Origin of the sequence: Aeromonas encheleia (genome assembly GCF_900637545.1) — a bacterium.
GTDB lineage: Bacteria > Pseudomonadota > Gammaproteobacteria > Enterobacterales > Aeromonadaceae > Aeromonas > Aeromonas encheleia.
In genome coordinates this window covers 3,993,485-4,011,966 of sequence record NZ_LR134376.1, presented here as the reverse complement: position 1 = coordinate 4,011,966, position 18,482 = coordinate 3,993,485, and the positions used below count along the sequence as shown (strand labels likewise).

At 62.8% G+C, this 18,482-nt stretch carries 19 protein-coding genes; 10 read left to right on the top strand and 9 right to left on the bottom strand.

Translation table 11 applies throughout. The annotated features are described in order from the left end of the window. Positions 1-30: 30 nt before the first annotated feature. The 4 genes from EL255_RS18575 to EL255_RS18560 all read right to left on the bottom strand — a co-directional run bounded on the left by EL255_RS18575 (position 31) and on the right by EL255_RS18560 (position 3,716). A complete protein-coding gene (locus EL255_RS18575; RefSeq protein WP_042653179.1) occupies positions 31-489 on the bottom strand; it encodes a methylglyoxal synthase in 459 nt (152 codons plus the stop codon). An 89-nt stretch (positions 490-578) separates the two neighbouring features. After that, complete coding sequence (locus EL255_RS18570; RefSeq protein WP_042653178.1) at positions 579-2,684, bottom strand: DUF885 domain-containing protein; 2,106 nt, start codon at positions 2,682-2,684, stop codon at positions 579-581. Between the two features lie 201 nt (positions 2,685-2,885). Then, complete coding sequence (gene bfr / locus EL255_RS18565) at positions 2,886-3,365, bottom strand: bacterioferritin (protein ID WP_042653177.1); 480 nt, start codon at positions 3,363-3,365, stop codon at positions 2,886-2,888. A 144-nt stretch (positions 3,366-3,509) separates the two neighbouring features. Next, a complete protein-coding gene (locus tag EL255_RS18560) occupies positions 3,510-3,716 on the bottom strand; it encodes a bacterioferritin-associated ferredoxin (protein ID WP_042653176.1) in 207 nt (68 codons plus the stop codon). Between the two features lie 138 nt (positions 3,717-3,854). Between EL255_RS18560 and EL255_RS18555 the strand changes: the two genes are divergently transcribed. The 6 genes from EL255_RS18555 to EL255_RS18530 all read left to right on the top strand — a co-directional run bounded on the left by EL255_RS18555 (position 3,855) and on the right by EL255_RS18530 (position 10,712). Then, complete coding sequence (locus EL255_RS18555; protein ID WP_042653175.1) at positions 3,855-4,169, top strand: HlyU family transcriptional regulator; 315 nt, start codon at positions 3,855-3,857, stop codon at positions 4,167-4,169. Further along, a complete protein-coding gene (locus EL255_RS18550) occupies positions 4,166-6,238 on the top strand; it encodes a tRNA(Met) cytidine acetyltransferase TmcA (protein WP_042653174.1) in 2,073 nt (690 codons plus the stop codon). Before EL255_RS18555 ends, EL255_RS18550 begins: the two co-directional genes overlap by 4 nt. Positions 6,239-6,483: 245 nt before the next feature. Further along, the gene (coxB, locus tag EL255_RS18545) at positions 6,484-7,668 is read left to right on the top strand and encodes a cytochrome c oxidase subunit II (protein ID WP_232018881.1); all 1,185 of its coding nucleotides are present in this window, start codon (positions 6,484-6,486) and stop codon (positions 7,666-7,668) included. 9 nt (positions 7,669-7,677) lie between these two features. Then, the gene (gene ctaD, locus EL255_RS18540) at positions 7,678-9,264 is read left to right on the top strand and encodes a cytochrome c oxidase subunit I (protein WP_033129467.1); all 1,587 of its coding nucleotides are present in this window, start codon (positions 7,678-7,680) and stop codon (positions 9,262-9,264) included. A 9-nt stretch (positions 9,265-9,273) separates the two neighbouring features. Continuing rightward, a complete protein-coding gene (locus EL255_RS18535; RefSeq protein WP_042653173.1) occupies positions 9,274-9,828 on the top strand; it encodes a cytochrome c oxidase assembly protein in 555 nt (184 codons plus the stop codon). A 2-nt stretch (positions 9,829-9,830) separates the two neighbouring features. Next, positions 9,831-10,712 (top strand): cytochrome c oxidase subunit 3, encoded by an 882-nt coding sequence (locus tag EL255_RS18530; protein WP_042653172.1) that lies wholly within the window; start codon positions 9,831-9,833, stop codon positions 10,710-10,712. Between the two features lie 3 nt (positions 10,713-10,715). On the opposite strand, the gene EL255_RS18525 is transcribed toward EL255_RS18530, so the two are convergent. Then, positions 10,716-10,925: a DUF2909 family protein gene (locus EL255_RS18525; protein WP_042653171.1), complete on the bottom strand. Its 210-nt coding sequence runs from the start codon at positions 10,923-10,925 to the stop codon at positions 10,716-10,718. An 18-nt stretch (positions 10,926-10,943) separates the two neighbouring features. Between EL255_RS18525 and EL255_RS18520 the strand changes: the two genes are divergently transcribed. The 4 genes from EL255_RS18520 to cyoE are packed head-to-tail and all read left to right on the top strand — an operon-like array spanning position 10,944 to position 14,063. Next, positions 10,944-11,669 carry an SURF1 family protein gene (locus EL255_RS18520; RefSeq protein ID WP_456297958.1) on the top strand — a complete coding sequence of 242 codons (726 nt, stop codon included), beginning with the start codon at positions 10,944-10,946 and terminating at the stop codon, positions 11,667-11,669. Beyond that, a complete protein-coding gene (locus EL255_RS18515) occupies positions 11,666-12,154 on the top strand; it encodes a hypothetical protein (protein ID WP_042653169.1) in 489 nt (162 codons plus the stop codon). The genes EL255_RS18520 and EL255_RS18515 overlap by 4 nt, the downstream gene beginning before the upstream one ends. Further along, positions 12,151-13,161, top strand: a complete 1,011-nt coding sequence (locus EL255_RS18510) for a COX15/CtaA family protein (RefSeq protein ID WP_042653168.1) — start codon at positions 12,151-12,153, stop codon at positions 13,159-13,161. Before EL255_RS18515 ends, EL255_RS18510 begins: the two co-directional genes overlap by 4 nt. Then, positions 13,158-14,063, top strand: coding sequence for a heme o synthase (cyoE, locus tag EL255_RS18505; RefSeq protein WP_042653167.1), 906 nt, complete (start codon positions 13,158-13,160; stop codon positions 14,061-14,063). Before EL255_RS18510 ends, cyoE begins: the two co-directional genes overlap by 4 nt. 97 nt (positions 14,064-14,160) lie before the next feature. Here cyoE and EL255_RS18500 read toward each other — a convergent pair whose 3' ends face one another. The 4 genes from EL255_RS18500 to EL255_RS18485 are packed head-to-tail and all read right to left on the bottom strand — an operon-like array spanning position 14,161 to position 18,421. Then, a complete protein-coding gene (locus tag EL255_RS18500) occupies positions 14,161-15,591 on the bottom strand; it encodes a gamma-aminobutyraldehyde dehydrogenase (RefSeq protein ID WP_042653166.1) in 1,431 nt (476 codons plus the stop codon). Between the two features lie 28 nt (positions 15,592-15,619). Then, a complete protein-coding gene (locus tag EL255_RS18495; RefSeq protein WP_197720908.1) occupies positions 15,620-16,453 on the bottom strand; it encodes an ABC transporter permease in 834 nt (277 codons plus the stop codon). Beyond that, positions 16,443-17,411: an ABC transporter permease gene (locus EL255_RS18490; protein WP_052445692.1), complete on the bottom strand. Its 969-nt coding sequence runs from the start codon at positions 17,409-17,411 to the stop codon at positions 16,443-16,445. Before EL255_RS18490 ends, EL255_RS18495 begins: the two co-directional genes overlap by 11 nt. After that, entirely contained in the window at positions 17,408-18,421 is a 1,014-nt protein-coding gene (locus tag EL255_RS18485; protein WP_042653165.1) for an ABC transporter ATP-binding protein, read from the bottom strand. Before EL255_RS18485 ends, EL255_RS18490 begins: the two co-directional genes overlap by 4 nt. Positions 18,422-18,482: the final 61 nt, after the last annotated feature.

The window sequence follows — 18,482 nt, the reverse complement described above, 5'->3', positions numbered from 1 at the left end:
AGTAACCGGCACAGATTGGCGGATCTGCCGTTACTCGGTTCTGGCTTTCAAATAACCGGCGTAGTCGGGGATCTGCACGCTGAAGGCCCGCTGCATGTGGGGGCTGTCCATGATGAAGTCTGCGGTCGCCTCGTTGGTGGCGACCGGGATGTTCCACACCGCCGCCAGGCGCAGCAACGCCTTCACATCCGGATCGTGCGCCGCGGCATTGAGGGGATCCCAGAAGAAGATCATCACGTCGATCTTGCCCTCGGCGATGAGGGCACCGAGCTGCTGATCGCCGCCCATGGGGCCGGAGAAGAGGCAGGTGATGGGCAGCTGCGCCTGCTTGCCGAGCAGGGTGCCGGTGGTGCCGGTCGCATAGAGGTGGTGGAGCTTGAGCTCCTCCTTGCGGCGCAGCACCCAGTTCAGCAATGGGGCTTTCATGTTGTCGTGAGCCACCAGCGCCACCCGCTTGTGGGGCGCCATCTCACGTGTAATCTGGTCCATGGATATCATCCGTAGCATAGTGATGGAATGTAGGGCTGTATCCTAATCGAAAGCGGCGCCCGCTGCCTTGCCGGGCGCCGTAACTGTGATCACTTCGACTGTTCAATCCACTGCTGGTTCTTCCGCTCCAGCACCGAGATGGGCAACATGCCGTATTCCAGCACCTGGTGGTGGAACGCCTTGAGGTCGAACCGGCCGCCCATGGCCTGCTCGGCGGATTCGCGCATCCGGATCAGCGCCAGCTGACCCGCCTTGTAGGAGGTTGCCTGACCGGTATAGGCCATGTAGCGCGGCACTTCTGAGCTGATGTCTCCCGCCCCCAGCGCCGAGTTCTCCTGCATGTAATCGACGGCCCTGTCGTGGCTCCAGCCATACCAGTGAATGCCGGTATCCACCACCAGCCGCATGGCCCTGAGCATCTCCTCGTTGAGGCGGCCGAAGTACTGCAACTGGTTGTTGAACGCAGGCGAGCCCTCCAGCTTGGCATCTCCCACTGCGGGGTCGTAGAGGCCACGGCCCTGATAGAGCCCCATGTCGTGATCCGCCAGGTATTCGGTGTAGAGCGCCCAGCCTTCCGCATAGGCGGTGTAGGAGGCGTTCGCCACGTACTGCGGGAAGTCGGGATCCTTGGCCGCCAGCTCCTGGGCTATGGTGATCTGGAAGTGGTGGCCCGGCGCGCCCTCGTGGGCCAGCAGGGTGCTGATGTTCCAGCTCTGCAGGCCATAGGGGTAGAAGGTGTTGAGGAAGAACTGCCCCTTGCGCCCGGTCTGGGGGTTGCCGTCCTGATACCAGGCGACCCCGCCGTAGGGGGCATCCCCGTAGGCGACGGGCACCACCTCGTAGTCCAGCTTGGGAATGGTGCGCTCGGCATCGAAGAAGTCCGGCAGCACCAGCGCCGCCTTGCTCTTGAAGACGTTGTACTCCCGCAGCGCCCGCTCATGCTCGGCCAGCGCCTGCTGCTGTGGCTCGCTCAGCACAGCCCCGGCCGCGTTACCCGGATTGAGGCCGGCAGACCAGACCGACAGCGGGTTCTGATAGAAGAAGCCCGGCTCGTTGAGGTAGCGGAAGAAGGCGTAGATCTGGCCACTCTGCTTGCTCTTGGCCACCTCCTCGCTGTCACACTTGCCGACGGTATGGCACACCTTGACCATGGCGCCGAAGATCCGATCCACCTCGCTCAGCCCCAGCTCATGCACCTCCTCCGGCGTCATGTTGGTGGTGCTGTGCTTCTTCAGCAGCCAGCGATACCAGTCGCGGCCATTGGTCATGCCGCAGAAGCCGTCGTCGCACTCACCGCTGCCCAGGCGTACCGCATAGGCACCGCCATGCCGATAATCCAGATAGTCCCGCAGCGCCAGATAGCGGCCGTTGATGCTGTCCAGCACCCCCTTGTAGTCGGTGCGCAGCGCCTCGTCGGCCTCCCCCGGCAGTTGTTGCCAGCCGAGATAGGCGCCGGCGATCGCCTCGCCATCCAGCTTGCTGTTCAGCTGGGCCAGCAGCCTGTCCACCAGCTCATCCGGCAGGGTGTTGCCCTGGGCGCTGCCCAGCTCGAATTGGTGCTTCACCTCGGCCAGATAGGCGTCATAGGCCTTGAGCCAGGTCAGATGCTCCTGATACCAAGCCAGGGGGGCCGTCGCAGCCCGCGCCTGAGTAGCCAGCGCAGGCGCCTTGGCCGTGCGGTCGAGATCCCGCCGCCAGGCGGCATCGCCCGGCGCCACTCGATCTGCCGAGCTCTGCTCGAAATAGTCGAAGCCGCTGCCGACGGTGCGGGCGGCCCTGCCGTTGGCGGGGGCCGCGCCGACCTCATCGGCCAGATCCACCACCCGGTTGCGGAAGTGATGGATGGGGATCTGGGATTGGGGCAGCTCGTAGCCGGCCAGGTTGATCTGCAGATCCCAGCGGATCATGTCGTAGAACAACCGATCCCGCTCGCTCAGTACGTTCGGGTCCATGGCGTCCAGTCGCTTGAGCAGCGACCCGTCGAGCGCCTTGCGTTTGGCGAGGGTCTGTTCATCGATGGCAAAGCCATAGGGATCCAGCGCCTGGCTCTCGCGCAGAGCATCGTCCATGGTTTGCATCAGTGCGGCCTTGGTGGCGGCGGGATCCGCCGGGGCATTGGAGCTGTTGTCGTTGCAGGCGGTCAGCGTGAGGGCGATGGCGCAGGCCAGCGTCACCTTGTTGGGCAAGAAGTGCATGTTTTAGTCCTTTAAAGCATTGTTATTGTGAACTCCAGAATGGGTTCCAATAGTGCACCTGCAAGGATCGGTTTTTTGCGACTTGCTTAACAAAAATAACCTTGTTTTTCATATGTATAAGCGTGATGAAAAGCTATGCATGGGGATCATAAAAAACCCGCCTCAGCGGGTTTTGGAGTCGTTTATTCATGCGATAACTATTCAGGATGTGCCCGAGTGGAGCTGTGATTGCTGATAGTTTTCCAGGCCGATGCGATCGATGAGATCGAGCTGGGTCTCCAGCCAGTCGACATGTTCCTCCTCGTCTTCCAGGATATCCTGAAACAGGTCGCGACTGACGTAGTCATGCACGGACTCGGCGTAGGTGATGGCCACCTTCAGGTCGGGGATGGCATCCATCTCCAGGGAAAGATCGCAGCGCAGCATCTCTTCCACTGTTTCGCCGATGCGCAGCTTGCCCAGATCCTGCAAGTTGGGCAGCCCCTCGAGAAACAGCACCCGCTTGACCAGCTCGTCGGCGTGTTTCATCTCGTCGATGGATTCATGGTATTCCTTGTGCCCGAGCCCCTTGAGGCCCCAGTCATCGTAGATACGGGCATGCAGGAAGTATTGGTTGATGGCAACCAGCTCATTGGCCAGCACCCTGTTCAGGTGGGCAATGATCTTGGGATCTCCTTTCATCGACATTACTCCTTATGTTCGTGCCTGCGGCGTCGATCACTAGAGCTTAGTCCAGAAAGATGACAATAAGGGGGCTGACGAATTGGCTCGCCTGAGGGTGCGGGGATCCCGTGAGGGATCTGCGTAGAAAATCAAATCGCGGTATCAGGCCACTTCGTAATAGAGCGGTTCCTGATCCGATTCCACCTTGTCGAGTTCGGCGGCGATGATCTCCATGGTCATGCGTACACACTTGCCGCACTGGGCACCCACTTCCAGCGACTGTTTCAGTTGTCGGAACTCGGTCTTGCCTGCCTGTACCGCCTTGCGGATCTGGGTATCTGTGATGCCGCGGCACAAACACACGTACATAATTCTGACCTCATGCTGGATTGAGATGAAATCTAAATGAGAACTGTTCGCAATGCAAATAACAATTAGGAATAAGCTCACCCGCTTGCCAGTCATTCACCCCTTGGGGACAATGCTCCCATCAGAGAGGAAACTATCATGCTCAAGAAACTGTTCCGCACCCTGTTCAAAGGCCAGCCGACACCGGTTGTCGAGGTGACCCCGACCGAATATGCCGGTTATCTCATCTACCCCGAGCCCATGGCGGAAGGGGGGCAATACCGGCTGGCGGGCCGCATCACCAGGGAGGTGGATGGCGCCCTGCTGACCCACCGCTTCATCCGCTCCGATCTGTTCGCGAGCCCGGCCGATGCCGAGCGTTTCATGGTGCAGAAGGCGCATACCTTCATCGATCAGATGGGGGAGCGCATGTTCGAGCCCCGCGTCAAATCCGGCGACCACGGCGTCTCATGATCCCCGCCGAGTCGAGCACCCTGCGCCGGGCGCTTGCCCATGGTGGCGAGCGGCGTCTGATCTGGCTGGAAGGAGTGGAGGCGGATTGCATCGCCCGGGCCGAGCCCCTGCTCGGGGAGGCTGTCTTCTGGCTGGGGGAGGGGCCTGAGCGGTACGCCCCCTTGCCGGCCGCCAAGGCGTTGCAGCGGCTGGGTCAGGAGTGCGACACGCTCGTGCTAAACGCATTCAGCGGCTTTCATCCCGATGCCTTCGGCGCCTTGGCCGGCACGCTGCGCGCCGGTGGTCTGCTGTTGCTGCTGACACCGCCCCGGGCACAGTGGCCCACTTATCCTGATCCGGACCGGCTGCGGCTGGTGGCCCAGCCGGAGGATGCGGGCCGGGCGGGGCACGGCTTTATCGCCCGGCTGGTGCGGTTGCTGGCGGGGGATCCTGCACTCTCCCTGAGTCCGCCGACCGGGGTGGAACCCTGGCAACCTCTGGGACCCGGCCGGCCACTCAGTGCCGATCAGGCTCATGCCCTGCCCGCGATCCACAAGGTGTTGCATGGTCATCGCGGCCGCCCGCTGGTGCTCAGCGCCGATCGTGGCCGCGGCAAGAGCGCCCTGCTCGGCCTCGCCGCCGCCGATTTGCTGCGTCAGGATCCCGCCCTGCAGATAGTGGTGACGGCCCCGTCCCAGGCCACGGTCGCGACCCTGTTTGCCCATGCCGCCGAGGCGCTGGCGAGCACGCCTGAGCGGCTGGCCGGGCTGAGCTATGTGTCACCGGACCGGCTGGTACAGGGCAATCTTCAGCCGGCGTTGCTGCTGGTGGACGAGGCTGCCGCCATCCCGACCCCGCTGCTGGAGGCCATGCTGGCGCGCCACAACCGCATCGTCTTCGCAACCACGGAGCACGGCTATGAGGGTACCGGGCGCGGCTTTCATCTGCGCTTCAAGCGGGTGCTGGACCGGCAGACCCCGGATTGGCAGGAGCTGCGCCTGGCCGAACCCATTCGCTGGAGCCAGCACGATCCGCTGGAGCCACTGGTGTTCCGCCTGCTCGGCCTCAACGCCGAAGTCCTACCACCACCGCCCCCGACGGCGCCAGGCTGGCGGCAGATCGGGCAGGACAAGCTGGCGGAGGATGAGGCGCTGCTCGATCAGGTGTTCGGCCTGCTGGTGCTGGCCCACTACCAGACCAGCCCGAGCGATCTCAGATCCCTGCTGGAGAGCCCGGATCTCGACATCCACCTGCTGGAGCAAGAGCAGAGCCTGCTCGGGGTCGCGCTGGTGGCACGGGAAGGCAACATAGCGCCGGCGCTGGCCCGCGATATCTGGGCCGGGCGGCGACGCCCAAGGGGGCACCTGTTGCCTCAGTCCCTGCTCGCCCATGCGGGGTTCACCACGGCGGGTGAGCGCAGCTACGCCAGGGTGATGCGCATCGCCATCCACCCGCTGTTGCATCGCCACGGGCTGGGCTCCTTGCTGCTGGACAAGCTGGAGGCCCACTACCGCGCACTGGGGCTCGACTATCTGGGCTCCGCCTTTTCCGCCAGTGCCGACTTGCTCCCCTTCTGGCGCAAGGCGGGCCTGAGGGTGCTACGCATCGGCCTGCAACGGGATGCGGCCAGCGGCAGCCATGCGGCCCTGCTGCTCAAGCCGCTGAAAACGGCGCTGGAACCGGAGCTGGCAGAATGGCGACGGCGCTTCGTGCGCCAGCTGCCGACCCTGCTGGCGGGAGAGCTCAGGGGGCTGGATACCGAGCTGATCTGGCAGTGCCTGAGTGGGGATATGGTCACCGATGTGGCCGAGCCGGATGAGTTTGAGCGCCAGGAGCTGATGTGCTTTGCCCATCATCACAAGCCGTTCGAGCTGTGCCAGTCCAGCCTGCAACGCTGGCTGGCTGCCCGGGTGACCGCACTGGATGAGCTGGTGCCCGACGAACGCCGGCTGCTGATCGCCAGCATCTGGCAATATGCCCCCTGGTCTGAGCTGGCCAGGGCGCTGAAACTGGCGGGCAAGCCTGCCCTGATCAAGTCCCTGAGGACCCTGGTGGCCCGGTTGCTGGACGGGGGCGAGGACAGGGGCTGAGGCAGGAGGGGACGGCCCGGGTGTCATGGTGAGTCAGCATAGATAAACCAGGGGCGCCATGCGCCCCTGGTTTATCTGCCACTCTTCAGGAGCGCGGCTCACCATCAGATTCGATGAAAATCGCTCTGATGAGTCCATCCTGATCGGCCTCATTTTGGCTTTTTCGGAATATGGACTAATACTTGATTGTGAAAGTGATTTTAATAAATGCATTATTTTCAGATGGTTAGTTATGTCAGCGGTTAATGCTCACCATCTTTTCTAGCGTGCACAGGGAGTGCCATGTGGGAAAAAATGCAATTAACCATGGCGCATGGCTGATATGTCTCGCTGGCGGCAGTGTTTCCGCCAGCGAAATAACATTCAACATGACGCGCGGGGCCACCGCTATCAGTCAGCGGGTCTATGACCTGCACATGACCATCTTCTATATCTGCTGTCTGATCGGGCTGCTCGTGTTCGGGGCCATGCTCTGGTCCATCATCCATCATCGGAAATCCCGTGGCGCCAAGGCTGCCCAATTCCATGAGAGCACCCGCATCGAATTGCTATGGACCGCCATTCCCGTGCTGATATTGGTGGCGATGGCCGCCCCGGCCACCTCGACCCTGTTGAAGATGGAAGATACCTCCAAGGCCGACTTGACCGTGCTCATCACGGGATCCCAATGGAAGTGGCATTACAAATATCTCGAGCACCCGGTGGAGTTTTATTCCCTGTTGGCAACCAGCAAGAAACAGATCTCGGGTGAGCAGCCCAAGAGCGACACCTATTTGCTGGAGGTCGATCGCCCTCTGGTATTGCCCGTCGGCAAGAAAATCAGATTCCTGATGACCTCGGATGATGTCATTCATTCCTGGTGGGTGCCCGCCTTCGCGGTGAAGAAGGATGCCAACCCGGGCTACATCAATGAGTCCTGGACCAGGATAGACAGACCCGGCACCTATCGCGGGCAGTGTGCCGAGCTATGCGGCAAGGATCATGGCTTCATGCCCATAGTGGTGGTGGCAAAACCGGCCGAAGAGTTTGATGGCTGGATTGCCAAGACTGCAGATGATCAGGCCGCCGCCAAGGCCCAGCAGCAAGACCTGGCCAGCCAAACCATGACCCTGCCACAGGCCATGGAGCTGGGGGAGAAGGTATTCCTGGGTCACTGCGCCGCCTGCCATCAGCCCGCGGGTACCGGCTTGCCTGGCATCTTCCCCGCGCTGAAGGGCAGCAAGATCACCACCCTGGCCGAGAACCGGGCCCAGCACCTGAACCTGGTCCTGCATGGCAAGAGCGGGACTGCGATGCAGCCCTTCGGCAAGCAGCTCACCGCCCAGGAGCTTGCCGCCGTGGTGACCTATGAACGCAATGCCTGGGGCAACAATACCGGTGACCTCATCCAGGCTGCCGATGTGCAGTCCCTTCTGAAAAATGACAAGTGAGGAGCCGGCATGAGTGATGGAATCACGGATACCCTGCACGCAGACCACTCCCACCGGCCGGCATCGGGGCTGAGGCGCTGGCTCTATACCACGAACCACAAAGATATCGGCACCCTCTACCTGCTCTTCGCCCTGGCCATGTTCTTCACCGGCGGCACCATGGCCATGGTCATTCGGGCCGAGCTGTTCCAGCCTGGGCTGCAACTGGTCGAGCCGCTGTTCTTCAATCAGATGACCACGGTACATGGCCTCATCATGGTCTTTGGTGCCGTGATGCCGGCCTTCACCGGCCTGGCCAACTGGTTGATCCCCATGATGATCGGGGCGCCGGACATGGCGCTGCCCCGGATGAACAACTGGAGTTTCTGGATCCTGCCGTTTGCCTTTTTGATCCTGCTGTCGAGCCTGTTCATGGAGGGCGGCGGTCCCAGCTCGGGCTGGACCTTCTACGCCCCCCTATCGACCAAATACAGCGGCAACAGCACGGCGCTGTTCGTCTTCGCCATCCATATCATGGGGATCTCATCCATCATGGGGGCCATCAACGTCATCGTCACCATCTTCAATCTGCGGGCGCCGGGCATGGGCTGGATGAAGATGCCGCTGTTTGTCTGGACCTGGCTGATCACGGCCTTCCTGCTCATTGCGGTCATGCCGGTACTGGCGGCGGCGGTGACCATGGTGCTGACGGACAAGTATTTTGGTACCAGCTTCTTCGATGCGGCCGGAGGAGGGGATCCGGTGATGTTCCAGCACATATTCTGGTTCTTTGGCCATCCGGAGGTGTACATCATGATACTGCCGGCCTTTGGCATAGTCTCCAGCATCATTCCCACCTTCTCCCGCAAGAAACTGTTCGGCTATCGCTCCATGGTCTATGCCACCAGCAGCATAGCGTTGCTGTCCTTCATGGTCTGGGCTCACCACATGTTCACGACTGGGCTGCCGGTGGTCGCCGAACTGTTCTTCATGTACGCCACCATGCTGATCGCGGTGCCGACCGGGGTGAAGGTATTTAACTGGGTTGCCACCATGTGGCGGGGTTCCCTGACGTTCGAGACTCCCATGCTATTTGCCATCGCCTTCATTACCCTGTTCACCATAGGGGGCTTCTCGGGGTTGATGCTGGCCATGATCCCGGCCGATTTCCAATATCACGACACCTATTTTGTCGTGGCCCATTTCCATTATGTGCTGGTCACCGGCGCCGTCTTTTCTATCCTGGCCGCGGCTTATTACTGGTTGCCGAAGTGGACGGGGCACATGTATGACGAGCGACTGGGGCAGTGGCATTTCTGGTGCTCGCTGATCTCGGTCAACATGCTGTTCTTCCCCATGCACTTCGTCGGGCTGGCGGGCATGCCCCGCCGGATCCCCGACTATGCGTTGCAATTCGCTGATTTCAATATGTTTATCAGCATAGGTGGTTTTGCCTTCGGGCTGTCGCAGCTGCTCTTCGTCTGGGGGGTGATCAGATGCATCAGGGGGGGCAAGCCGGCCACAGCCCAGGTGTGGGAGGGGGCGGAAGGGCTGGAGTGGACCTTGCCCTCTCCCCCGCCTTACCACAGTTTCAAGACCCCACCAGAAGTGCAGTAGGGAGGCCATATGACACAAGTGAATCACGGCCCCCTGCTCAGGAAACTGGCTCTGGTGATCGTCGTTATGTTCGGTTTTGCCTTTGCCTTGGTGCCACTCTATGACGTTTTTTGCCGGATCACCGGCCTCAATGGCAAGACAGCCACCCAGCCAGCCTCGGCCGAGCGTGCGGTGATCGACTCCAAACGCACCGTCCAGGTCGAGTTTCTGGCCCATGCAGACACCCAGATGCCCTGGCAATTCAGCGAGGAGACGAAGCGGCTATCGGTGCGACCGGGCGAGATGATGCAGGTCAACTATCGGGTGTTCAATCCGACCGACCGTACCATGATCGGTCAGGCGGTGCCCTCGGTCTCCCCCGGTCCAGCCGCGGCCTATCTGAAGAAGGTGGAATGTTTCTGCTTTAACCGTCAGGAGTTGCAGGCGGGGGAGAGCAAGTCGATGCCGCTCAAGTTCTATATAGATCCGGCCCTGCCCGAAGATATCAACACCATCACGCTCTCCTATTCGCTCTATGACATCACTCAGTCCAAGCCGGCCCCGGCGCTCGCACAGAGGAAATAATCATGGCCAAGGTGAACCAGCATTATTATGTTCCGGAGCAGAGTCGCTGGCCGATCATGGGTGCCATGGCGCTATTCCTCCTGGCCTTCGGGGCGGGTCATCTGGTCAATGAAATCGCGAGCAAGCAATCCGGCATAGGCCCCTATCTGATGACGGCGGGGGTCGCCCTGCTGGTATACATGCTGTTTGGCTGGTTTTGCCACATCATCCACGAGTCCATGACAGGGTTGTACAGCGCCCAGATGGATCGCTCCTTCCGACAGGGCATGGTCTGGTTCATCTTCTCCGAGGTGATGTTCTTCCTGGCATTTTTCGGGGTGCTGTTTTATGCCCGCCAGCTCGCCATGCCCTGGCTGGATGGGGCAGGCAACAAGGCGATGACGGCCCAGCTGCTGTGGCCGGATTTCTCGGCGCACTGGCCCATGCTCAAGACCCCGGGAGGCACCACGACCCAGGCCATGCCCTGGCATGGGATCCCCCTCGTCAACACCCTGATCCTGCTCAGCTCCTCCGTCACCCTGCTGTTCGCACATATGGGATTGGAGAATGGCAAACGCAGTCGACTCAAGTGGATGTTGCTCGGCACCGTATTGCTCGGGCTGAGCTTCCTGTGGCTGCAAGGTTATGAATACATTCATGCATACCGGGAGCTGGGCCTGAAGTTTGACTCCGGCATCTACGGCAATACCTTCTTCATACTGACCGGGTTCCACGGCCTGCATGTCACCCTGGGGACTGTGTTCCTCCTGATCATCTGGCTGCGGATAGTGCTGAAGGATCACTTCACCGCCGAGCGTCACTTCGCCTTCCAGGCCGCCGCCTGGTACTGGCACTTCGTTGACGTGGTCTGGCTCTGCCTCTTCGTATTTGTCTACCTGCTATGAGGCTTAATAGGGGCGAGGATTGGGCTCCAGCCAGCCTATCGCCAGCGAGAGCAGCAGGATGACGACCACCAGCAGGGAGAACAGCACGCGGCGACCCAGTGGGGCCGACATTTTCTGCCCGGCCTGGCCGGTGCTCAGCATCAGCCAGAGGGCGTGAAACAGCTGCCCTATGATGAGCAGCAACATGAGCACCAGCACTATCTTGATCAACATGTTAGGGCCCTCCACAAGATGCGCGACATGGCGACATGGCATAAGCAGCGACCGTTCCATCACAGGCGCTGGTTTGTTCTGATATTCACTCTGGTTGTGTCGGCCTGTTTGTGCAAGCTGGCCCTCTGGCAATGGCAGCGGGCGGCCGAGAAGGAGGCCTGGCTAGGGCACGTGGCCACAATGCAGTTAGCCGTTCCCCTGACGCTGGCGGAACTCGACTGGCGTCATCCTGATCGCCTCGATGGGATGCCACTGCGGGGGCGGGTGGCGTGGGTCGCTCCCTATGTGTGGCTGCTGGATAACCAGCTGGTTGAGCAGCAAGTCGGCTATGACGTGATCATCCCGGTGCGTGCCGATGCCCACTCTCCCCTGCTATTGGTCAATCTGGGCTGGCTGCCGGCCCCTGCCGAGCGGCAACGGCTGCCACAGCCGGCGATTCCCCCCACCCTCGAACTCGATGGCCTGCTGCGTATCCGGCCCGGTGGCATCTTGCTGGGTCAGAATATCGAGGCTGGCCCTTATCCGAACCGGCTGCAGTCCATCAGGGTGGATGCCCTGAGCCAGATCCTGGGCTCGCAGCTCGTCGATGCCGTGTTCTATCAGAAGAGTTCCCCGTTCCTCTATCACTACCAACAGAATGTCATGCCGCCGGAGAAGCACAGGGCGTATGCGCTGCAGTGGCTCGGACTGGCGCTGGTGATGCTGGTGGGCGGGCTGGTGCTGACAAGGAGGTTGTCCCCATGAACAGATGGTCAAGATGGAAGGTGCCTGCCCTCTTTGCGCTGGTGATCCTGCTGCCGGTGTTGTTGGCGGCGCTGATCCTGCGCCAGGGCTGGTATGAGCCCGGTACCCGCAGCAAGGGGCAGTGGCTGAGCCGGGACATCTATCTGTTGCAACCGCTTCCCTCGAGTCAGGTCAAATGGCGACTGGTGTACCTGGAGGCCGTGCGCTGTGAGGCCGAATGCCGGCAGGTGCCGGTCTTGATGCAGCGGATCCGGAGCGCCCTTGGCCGCAACCTGGACAAGCTGGCGCTGGTGCAACTGACCGCCGAGCCCAGACCCGAGGCCCGCGCCGAGATGCAAGCGGGGGATCTGATGCTGGTCGACCCGCAGGGGTTGGCCATACTGCGCTATGAGGTGCCGGCCAGCACGACCGAGTGGCCGCTGTTTGGCAAGGGCGTGCTGTCGGATCTGCAGCAGTTGCTCAAATATCAGCGAGGTGTGCAATGAGAGTGCAGAAGATGCTGGTGTCGGCCGCCATTCTCCTGGCGATGCTGGTCATACTGCTCGGCGCCTATACCCGGCTCACCGATGCCGGACTAGCCTGCCCGGACTGGCCCGGTTGCTACGGTTCCCTGGCCATCCCGCGGTCGGCCCATACCGAGCAGGCCGCCATGCTCTACCCGGACAGTCCGCTGGAACCCCACAAGGCGCGCAGCGAGATGGTGCACCGCTATTTTGCCGGGGCTCTGGGCTGCCTCATCGTTGCCCTGTTCGTGCTGAGCTGGCGCAGCCGGCCGCGCCTGCGCCAGATTGCCGGCGGCTTGCTCATGCTGGTGATCGGGCAGGCGGCACTGGGTATGTGGACTGTGACGCTGGCCTTGCATCCTCTGGTGGTGATGACCCACCTGCTTGGAGGATTCGCGCTGCTGACCCTGCTGTGGCTCTATCGGATGGAGTTGACGAGCGAGAGCCGCCCCGTCCTCTGCGGGCAGGGCCTGCCCTGGCTGGGCGGTCTGGCCTGCGGCGTGCTGCTGGTGCAGATAGCACTGGGGGGCTGGACCTCGGCCAACTATGCCGCCATGGCCTGTGTCGATCTGCCGGTCTGCCAGGCGGGCTGGCAGCAGCAGCTGGATTGGCAGGCCGCCTTCCACCTGCCGCTGGGTCATGCCAGCTACGAGTTTGGTGTGCTGGGCAAGGAGGCACGCCAGACCATTCACATCGCCCATCGTCTCGGTGCCCTGGTGACGGCCCTGCTGGTCGGCACCTTCGCGCTGGGGCTGATACGCCAGGGAGCGCCCCTGCGTCCCCTGGGGGGGCTCTTGCTGGCCCTGCTGCTGGTGCAGCTGGCGTTGGGGGTCGCCAACATCCACCTGGCCCTGCCGCTAGCCAACGCCCTCGCCCATAACCTGGTGGCGGCCCATCTGCTGGTGTGCTGCGTGTTGGCGCGCCGGGCTCTTTCCCGAGCCCCCTTCTCACCGTTGTGCTCGCCCGAGGCGATCAGGAGTCAGACATGAACGACAAGTCATTGAGCCAGAGGGGCGATCCCCGACTGCTGCGGGACTATTACCAGCTGACCAAGCCCAGGGTGGTGGCCTTGCTGCTGCTGACGGCCTGGGTCGGCATGCTGCTGGCCGAGCCGACGGTCGCCTCGCTGGATCGCATGATGCTGGGCCTGGTGGGAATCGGGTTGTTGGCGGCAGCGGCGGCGGCCATGAACCATACCCTGGATCGCGGCATCGACGCCCAGATGCGCAGGACGCGCTGGCGCCCGGTCGCCAGAGGGCGGATCGGGTCGCGGCAGGCGATGACCTTTGCACTCTGGCTGGCCCTGCTGGGCTTTGTCCTGCTCTATTGGGGAGTGAACCCGCTGACCGCCTGGCTGACCCTGGCCAGCCTGTTTGGTTACGCGGTGGTTTACACCCTGTTGCTGAAGCGGGCCACGCCGCAGAATATCGTCATCGGCGGGCTGGCGGGGGCCATGCCGCCTCTGCTGGGCTGGACCAGCATCACAGGGCAGCTCTCGGCCGAGCCCTGGCTGCTGGTGATGATCGTCTTCGCCTGGACGCCGCCCCACTTCTGGTCGCTGGCGATCCACAGGCGCGATGAGTATGCCGGTGCCAACATTCCCATGTTGCCGGTCACCCACGGCATAGAGTTCACCAAGACGGCGATCCTGTTCTACCTGCTGATCCTGAGCCTGATCTGCCTGCTGCCCTACCTGATCGGTATGTCGGGTCTGCTCTACCTGATCGGCAGTCTGACGCTGAACCTGCTGTTCTGCTGGCATGCATGGCTATTGAAGTTTTCGGATCGGCCCGGTCAGGCGATGCGTACCTTCCGCTTCTCCATCTACCACCTGATGCTGCTGTTCGGCCTGCTGATCCTGGATCATCACTGGCTATGGCGACTGTCATAAGGAGTGGAGGTTGTGTCTGGGGGATGTCGGGCTGAGGTGAGGATGGGAATGCGGATCCATGCAGCAAGGCTGGCCCCGGGGCCAGCCTTGTCGTTTGTCAGAGCTTGACCATGATGTGGCGCGGCACGGTGTAGTCCTCCAGCGCGTAGAGGGAGAGATCCTTGCCGTAGCCGGACATCTTCATGCCGCCGTGGGGCATCTCTGAGCAGAGCATGAAGTGGGTGTTGATCCAGGTGCAGCCATATTGCAGGTGGCTGGCCACCTTGCTGGCGAGGCCGAGATCCCGGGTCCAGACCGAGGAGGCAAGGCCATAGTCCGAGTCGTTGGCCCACTGTACCACCTGCTCGGCGTCGTTGAAGCGGGTCACCGAGACCACGGGGCCGAACACCTCGCGCCGCACTATCTCATCCTCCTGGCGGGCGCCGACGATCAGGGTCGGCTCGAAGAAGAAGCCGTTGCCGGGGCGGATCTTGCCGCCAGCCGTGACCTCCACATGGCCGCTGCTCACCGCCCGCTCCACGAAGCTGGCGACTCTGTTGCGCTGCCGGTCCGAGATGAGTGGCCCCATCTCCACCCCTTCCTCGCGCTGGCTGCCCACCTTGATGGAGGCCACGGCCTCGGTCATGGCGGTGACGAACTTGTCGTAGATCTTGCCCTGGGCGTAGATGCGGCAGGCGGCGGTGCAGTCCTGACCGGCGTTGTAGAAGCCGAAGGTGCGAATGCCGGCCACCACGGCCTCCAGATCCGCGTCGTCGAAGATGATGACAGGCGCCTTGCCCCCCAGCTCAAGGTGGGTGCGCTTCATAGTGCGGGCGGCGCTTTGCAGGATCTTCTGGCCGGTGGCGATATCGCCGGTCAGCGACACCATGCGCACCAGCGGGTGCTCCACCAGCGGCGCCCCCACGCTCTCGCCCCGGCCACAGATGACGTTGATGACGCCGCGGGGGAAGATCTCGCTGGCGAGCTCGGCCAGGCGCAGGGCGGTGAGCGGGGTCTGCTCCGAGGGCTTGAGCACCACGGTATTGCCGGCGGCGAGTACCGGCGCCATCTTCCAGGCGGCCATCATCAGCGGGTAGTTCCAGGGCGCTATGCTGCCCACCACACCGATGGGATCCCGGCGGATCATGCTGGTGTGGCCCTCTATGTACTCCCCGGCCAGCGGCCCTTGCAGGCAGCGGGCCGCCCCGGCGAAGAAGCGGAAGCAGTCCACCACCGCCGGCAGCTCGTCATTGAGCACCGCCATATAGGGCTTGCCGCAGTTGAGAGATTCGAGCGCCGCGAACTCCTCGGCGTGACGCTCTATGGCATCGGCGAGGCGCAGCAGCAGGTTGCTGCGCTGGGCCGGGGTGGTGCGGCTCCACTGGGCGAAGGCGCGCTGGGCCCCGTTCACCGCCCGGCTGACCTGCTCGAACGAGGCTTCAGGCACCGAGGCGAGCAGCTCGCCGGTGGCCGGGTTGAGGATGGGCTCGGCCTGGCCATCACCGGTGACAAACTGGCCGTCGATCAAGAGTTGGGTAGAGAGCTTCATGTTGCATCCTTGCGCAGGCGTTGAGTCATCACTTGCCACTGCCGGCGACGTCCTGGCCGTCGCGGGTGAGGTAGTAGGCAAGCAGAATGGGGATAGTGGTGAAGGCCACTATGATGAGGGCCACCACGTTGGTGACAGGCCGATCGCGGGGGCGGATCAGCTCCTGATACATCCAGATGGGCAGCGTGGTCTGCTGGCCCGCGGTGAAGGTGGTGACTATCACCTCGTCAAAGCTCAGCGCGAAGGCCAGCATACCCCCCGCCAGCAGGGCGGTGGCGAGGTTGGGCAGGATCACATAACGCAGGGTCTGGAAGCCGTCGGCGCCGAGATCCATCGAGGCCTCGATCAGCGACTGGTTGGTGCGGCGAAAGCGCGCAAGGGCGTTGTTGTAGACCACCACCACGCAGAAGGTGGCGTGGCCTATGACTATGGTCCAGAAGCTGAACGGGATCTCCAGCAGGCCATAGGCGGAGCGCAGCGCTATGCCGGTGACTATGCCGGGCAGGGCGATGGGCAGCACCAGCAGCAGCGACACCGCCTCCTGGCCGAAGAAGCGGCTGCGGGCTATGGCCCCCGCCGCCAGGGTGCCGAGCACCATGGCCGCCAGGGTCGCGAGCCCCGCCACCTCCAGCGACAGCTGGATGGCGCGCCACACATCGGGTCTGTTTAGCGTCACCTCGAACCATTTCAGGGTCAGCCCGGGTGGCGGAAACTGGTAGCTCTTGCTCTCGCTGGTGAAGGCATAGAGGAAGATGAACAGGATGGGAATATGCAGGAACAGCAGCCCGCCGATGGCGGCGTACTTGAGCAGGCCGGAGGGGCGCTGACCCTGATCCTGATTCATAGAGGGATTAGAGCGCATCGAAGGCTCCCAAGCGCTTGGCGATGGTGAGGTAGATGGCGATGATCAGGATAGGCACCAGCGAGAAGGCGGCGGCGAACGGCAGATTGCCCGCCGTGCCCTGCTGCATGTAGACCACCTGCCCTATATACATGGTTGAGTTGCCTATGATGCCGGGGATGATGTAGTCCCCGAGCGTCAGGGAGAAGGTGAAGATGGAGCCCGCCACCACCCCCGGCAGCGCCAGCGGCAGGATCAGGGTGCGGAAGGTCTGGGCCGGGGTGGCACCGAGATCGCTGCTCGCCTCGATCAGGGAGCGCGGGATCCGCTCCACCGCCGCCTGGATCGGCAGGATCATGAAGGGCAGCCAGACGTAGACGAACACGATGAAGGTGCCGAGCCGCGAGAACGACAGGGAGGGGCCGCCGATCATGGGCAGGGAGAGGATGCCGTCCAGCAGCCAGTCCAGCCCCAGGCTGTCCGCCAGCCAGCTGATGACCCCCTCCTTGGCCAGGATCAGCTTCCAGGCATAGACCCGCACCAGGTAGCTGGACCAGAGCGGCAGCATGATGCCGAGATAGAACAGGGCCCGGGTCTTGCCGCTGGTGTAGCGCGCCATGTAGTAGGCGATGGGGAAGCCGAGCAGGGCGCAGGCCAGGGTTACGGCAAGCGACATGCCGGCGGTGCGGGCGATGACGTCCAGGTTTTCTGCCCGCAGCAGGGCGACGAAGTTTTGCAGCCCCAGCTCGTGGCGTACCTGGCCGCTGAACTCGTCCAGCCCGAAGAAGGCGTTGGAGAGCAGCATCAGCAGGGAGCCCACATAGATGATGCCGAGCCAGAGCAGGGGTGGGCCGAGCAGTATTCCCAGCAGCAGGCCGGGGCGGCCGTACAGCAGGGTGGAGAGGCGCCGCAGCGGGCGGGGTCTGGTGTGGGTGGTGGCGTGGCTCATGGTCAGGCTCGCACTGTGGGGGAGGCTCATGATTGAGCCCCCGTTTCGGCGGTGCTCAGGCGATGGATCGCCTGCTCCGGCCAGCTGAGGCTGACTTGGGCGCCACGGGCCAGGCGGGCCTGCCCCTCGTTGGGGTGATTGACGATGATCTCGAGCCGTTCCCCCAGGTCGACTCTATAGCGCACGAAGGCACCCAGGTATTCCACCTCACGGATCTCGCCGGACCAGCCGGGGCTACCGGCCTCGCCGAGGCGGATCCGCTCCGGGCGCACCATCATCTGCTGGCTGTCGCCGCACAGCCGCCTGGCCTGCTCCCCCTCGAACAGGTTGACGGTGCCGACGAAGCGGGCGACGAAGGGGGTGGCGGGGGCGTCGTAGACCTGATCCGGGGCGGCGATCTGCTCGATCCTGCCCTGGCTGAAGATGCAGATGCGGTCGCTCATGGAGAGCGCCTCTTGCTGATCGTGGGTGACGAAGATGAAGGTGATGCCGAGCTGGCGCTGCAGCGCCTTGAGTTCGAGCTGCATCTGCTCGCGCAGCTTGAGATCCAGCGCCCCCAGCGGCTCGTCCAGCAGCAGGATGCGCGGCTGATTGATGAGGGCGCGGGCGATGGCGATACGCTGGCGCTGACCGCCTGAGAGCTGGCCCGGCCTGCGGTTACCGACGCCGGGCAGGCGTACCAGCTCCAGCATCTCGTCCACCTTGCGATGGCGCTCCGCCTTGGGCACGCCCCTGATCATCAGGCCGTAGCCGATGTTGTCGCGCACATCCATGTTGGGGAAGAGGGCGTAATCCTGGAACACTGTGTTGAGGTTGCGATCGTAGGGCGGCACCCGGGAGCAGGGCTCGCCGAACAGGCGGATCTCCCCCGCGCTCGGGTATTCGAAGCCGGCGATCATCCGCAGGCAGGTGGTCTTGCCGGAACCGCTCGGGCCCAGCAGGGTAAAGAATTCACCAGAGGGGATCTGGAAGGAGATGTCGTCGACCGCCTTCACCTCGCCGTAGTGGCGGCTGACCCGGTCAAATTGTACGGCTGTCATGGTACATCCTTGTCATCGAACAGGGCCGGGTCTCCACCCGGCCCACAACGGCGTTGTCTCG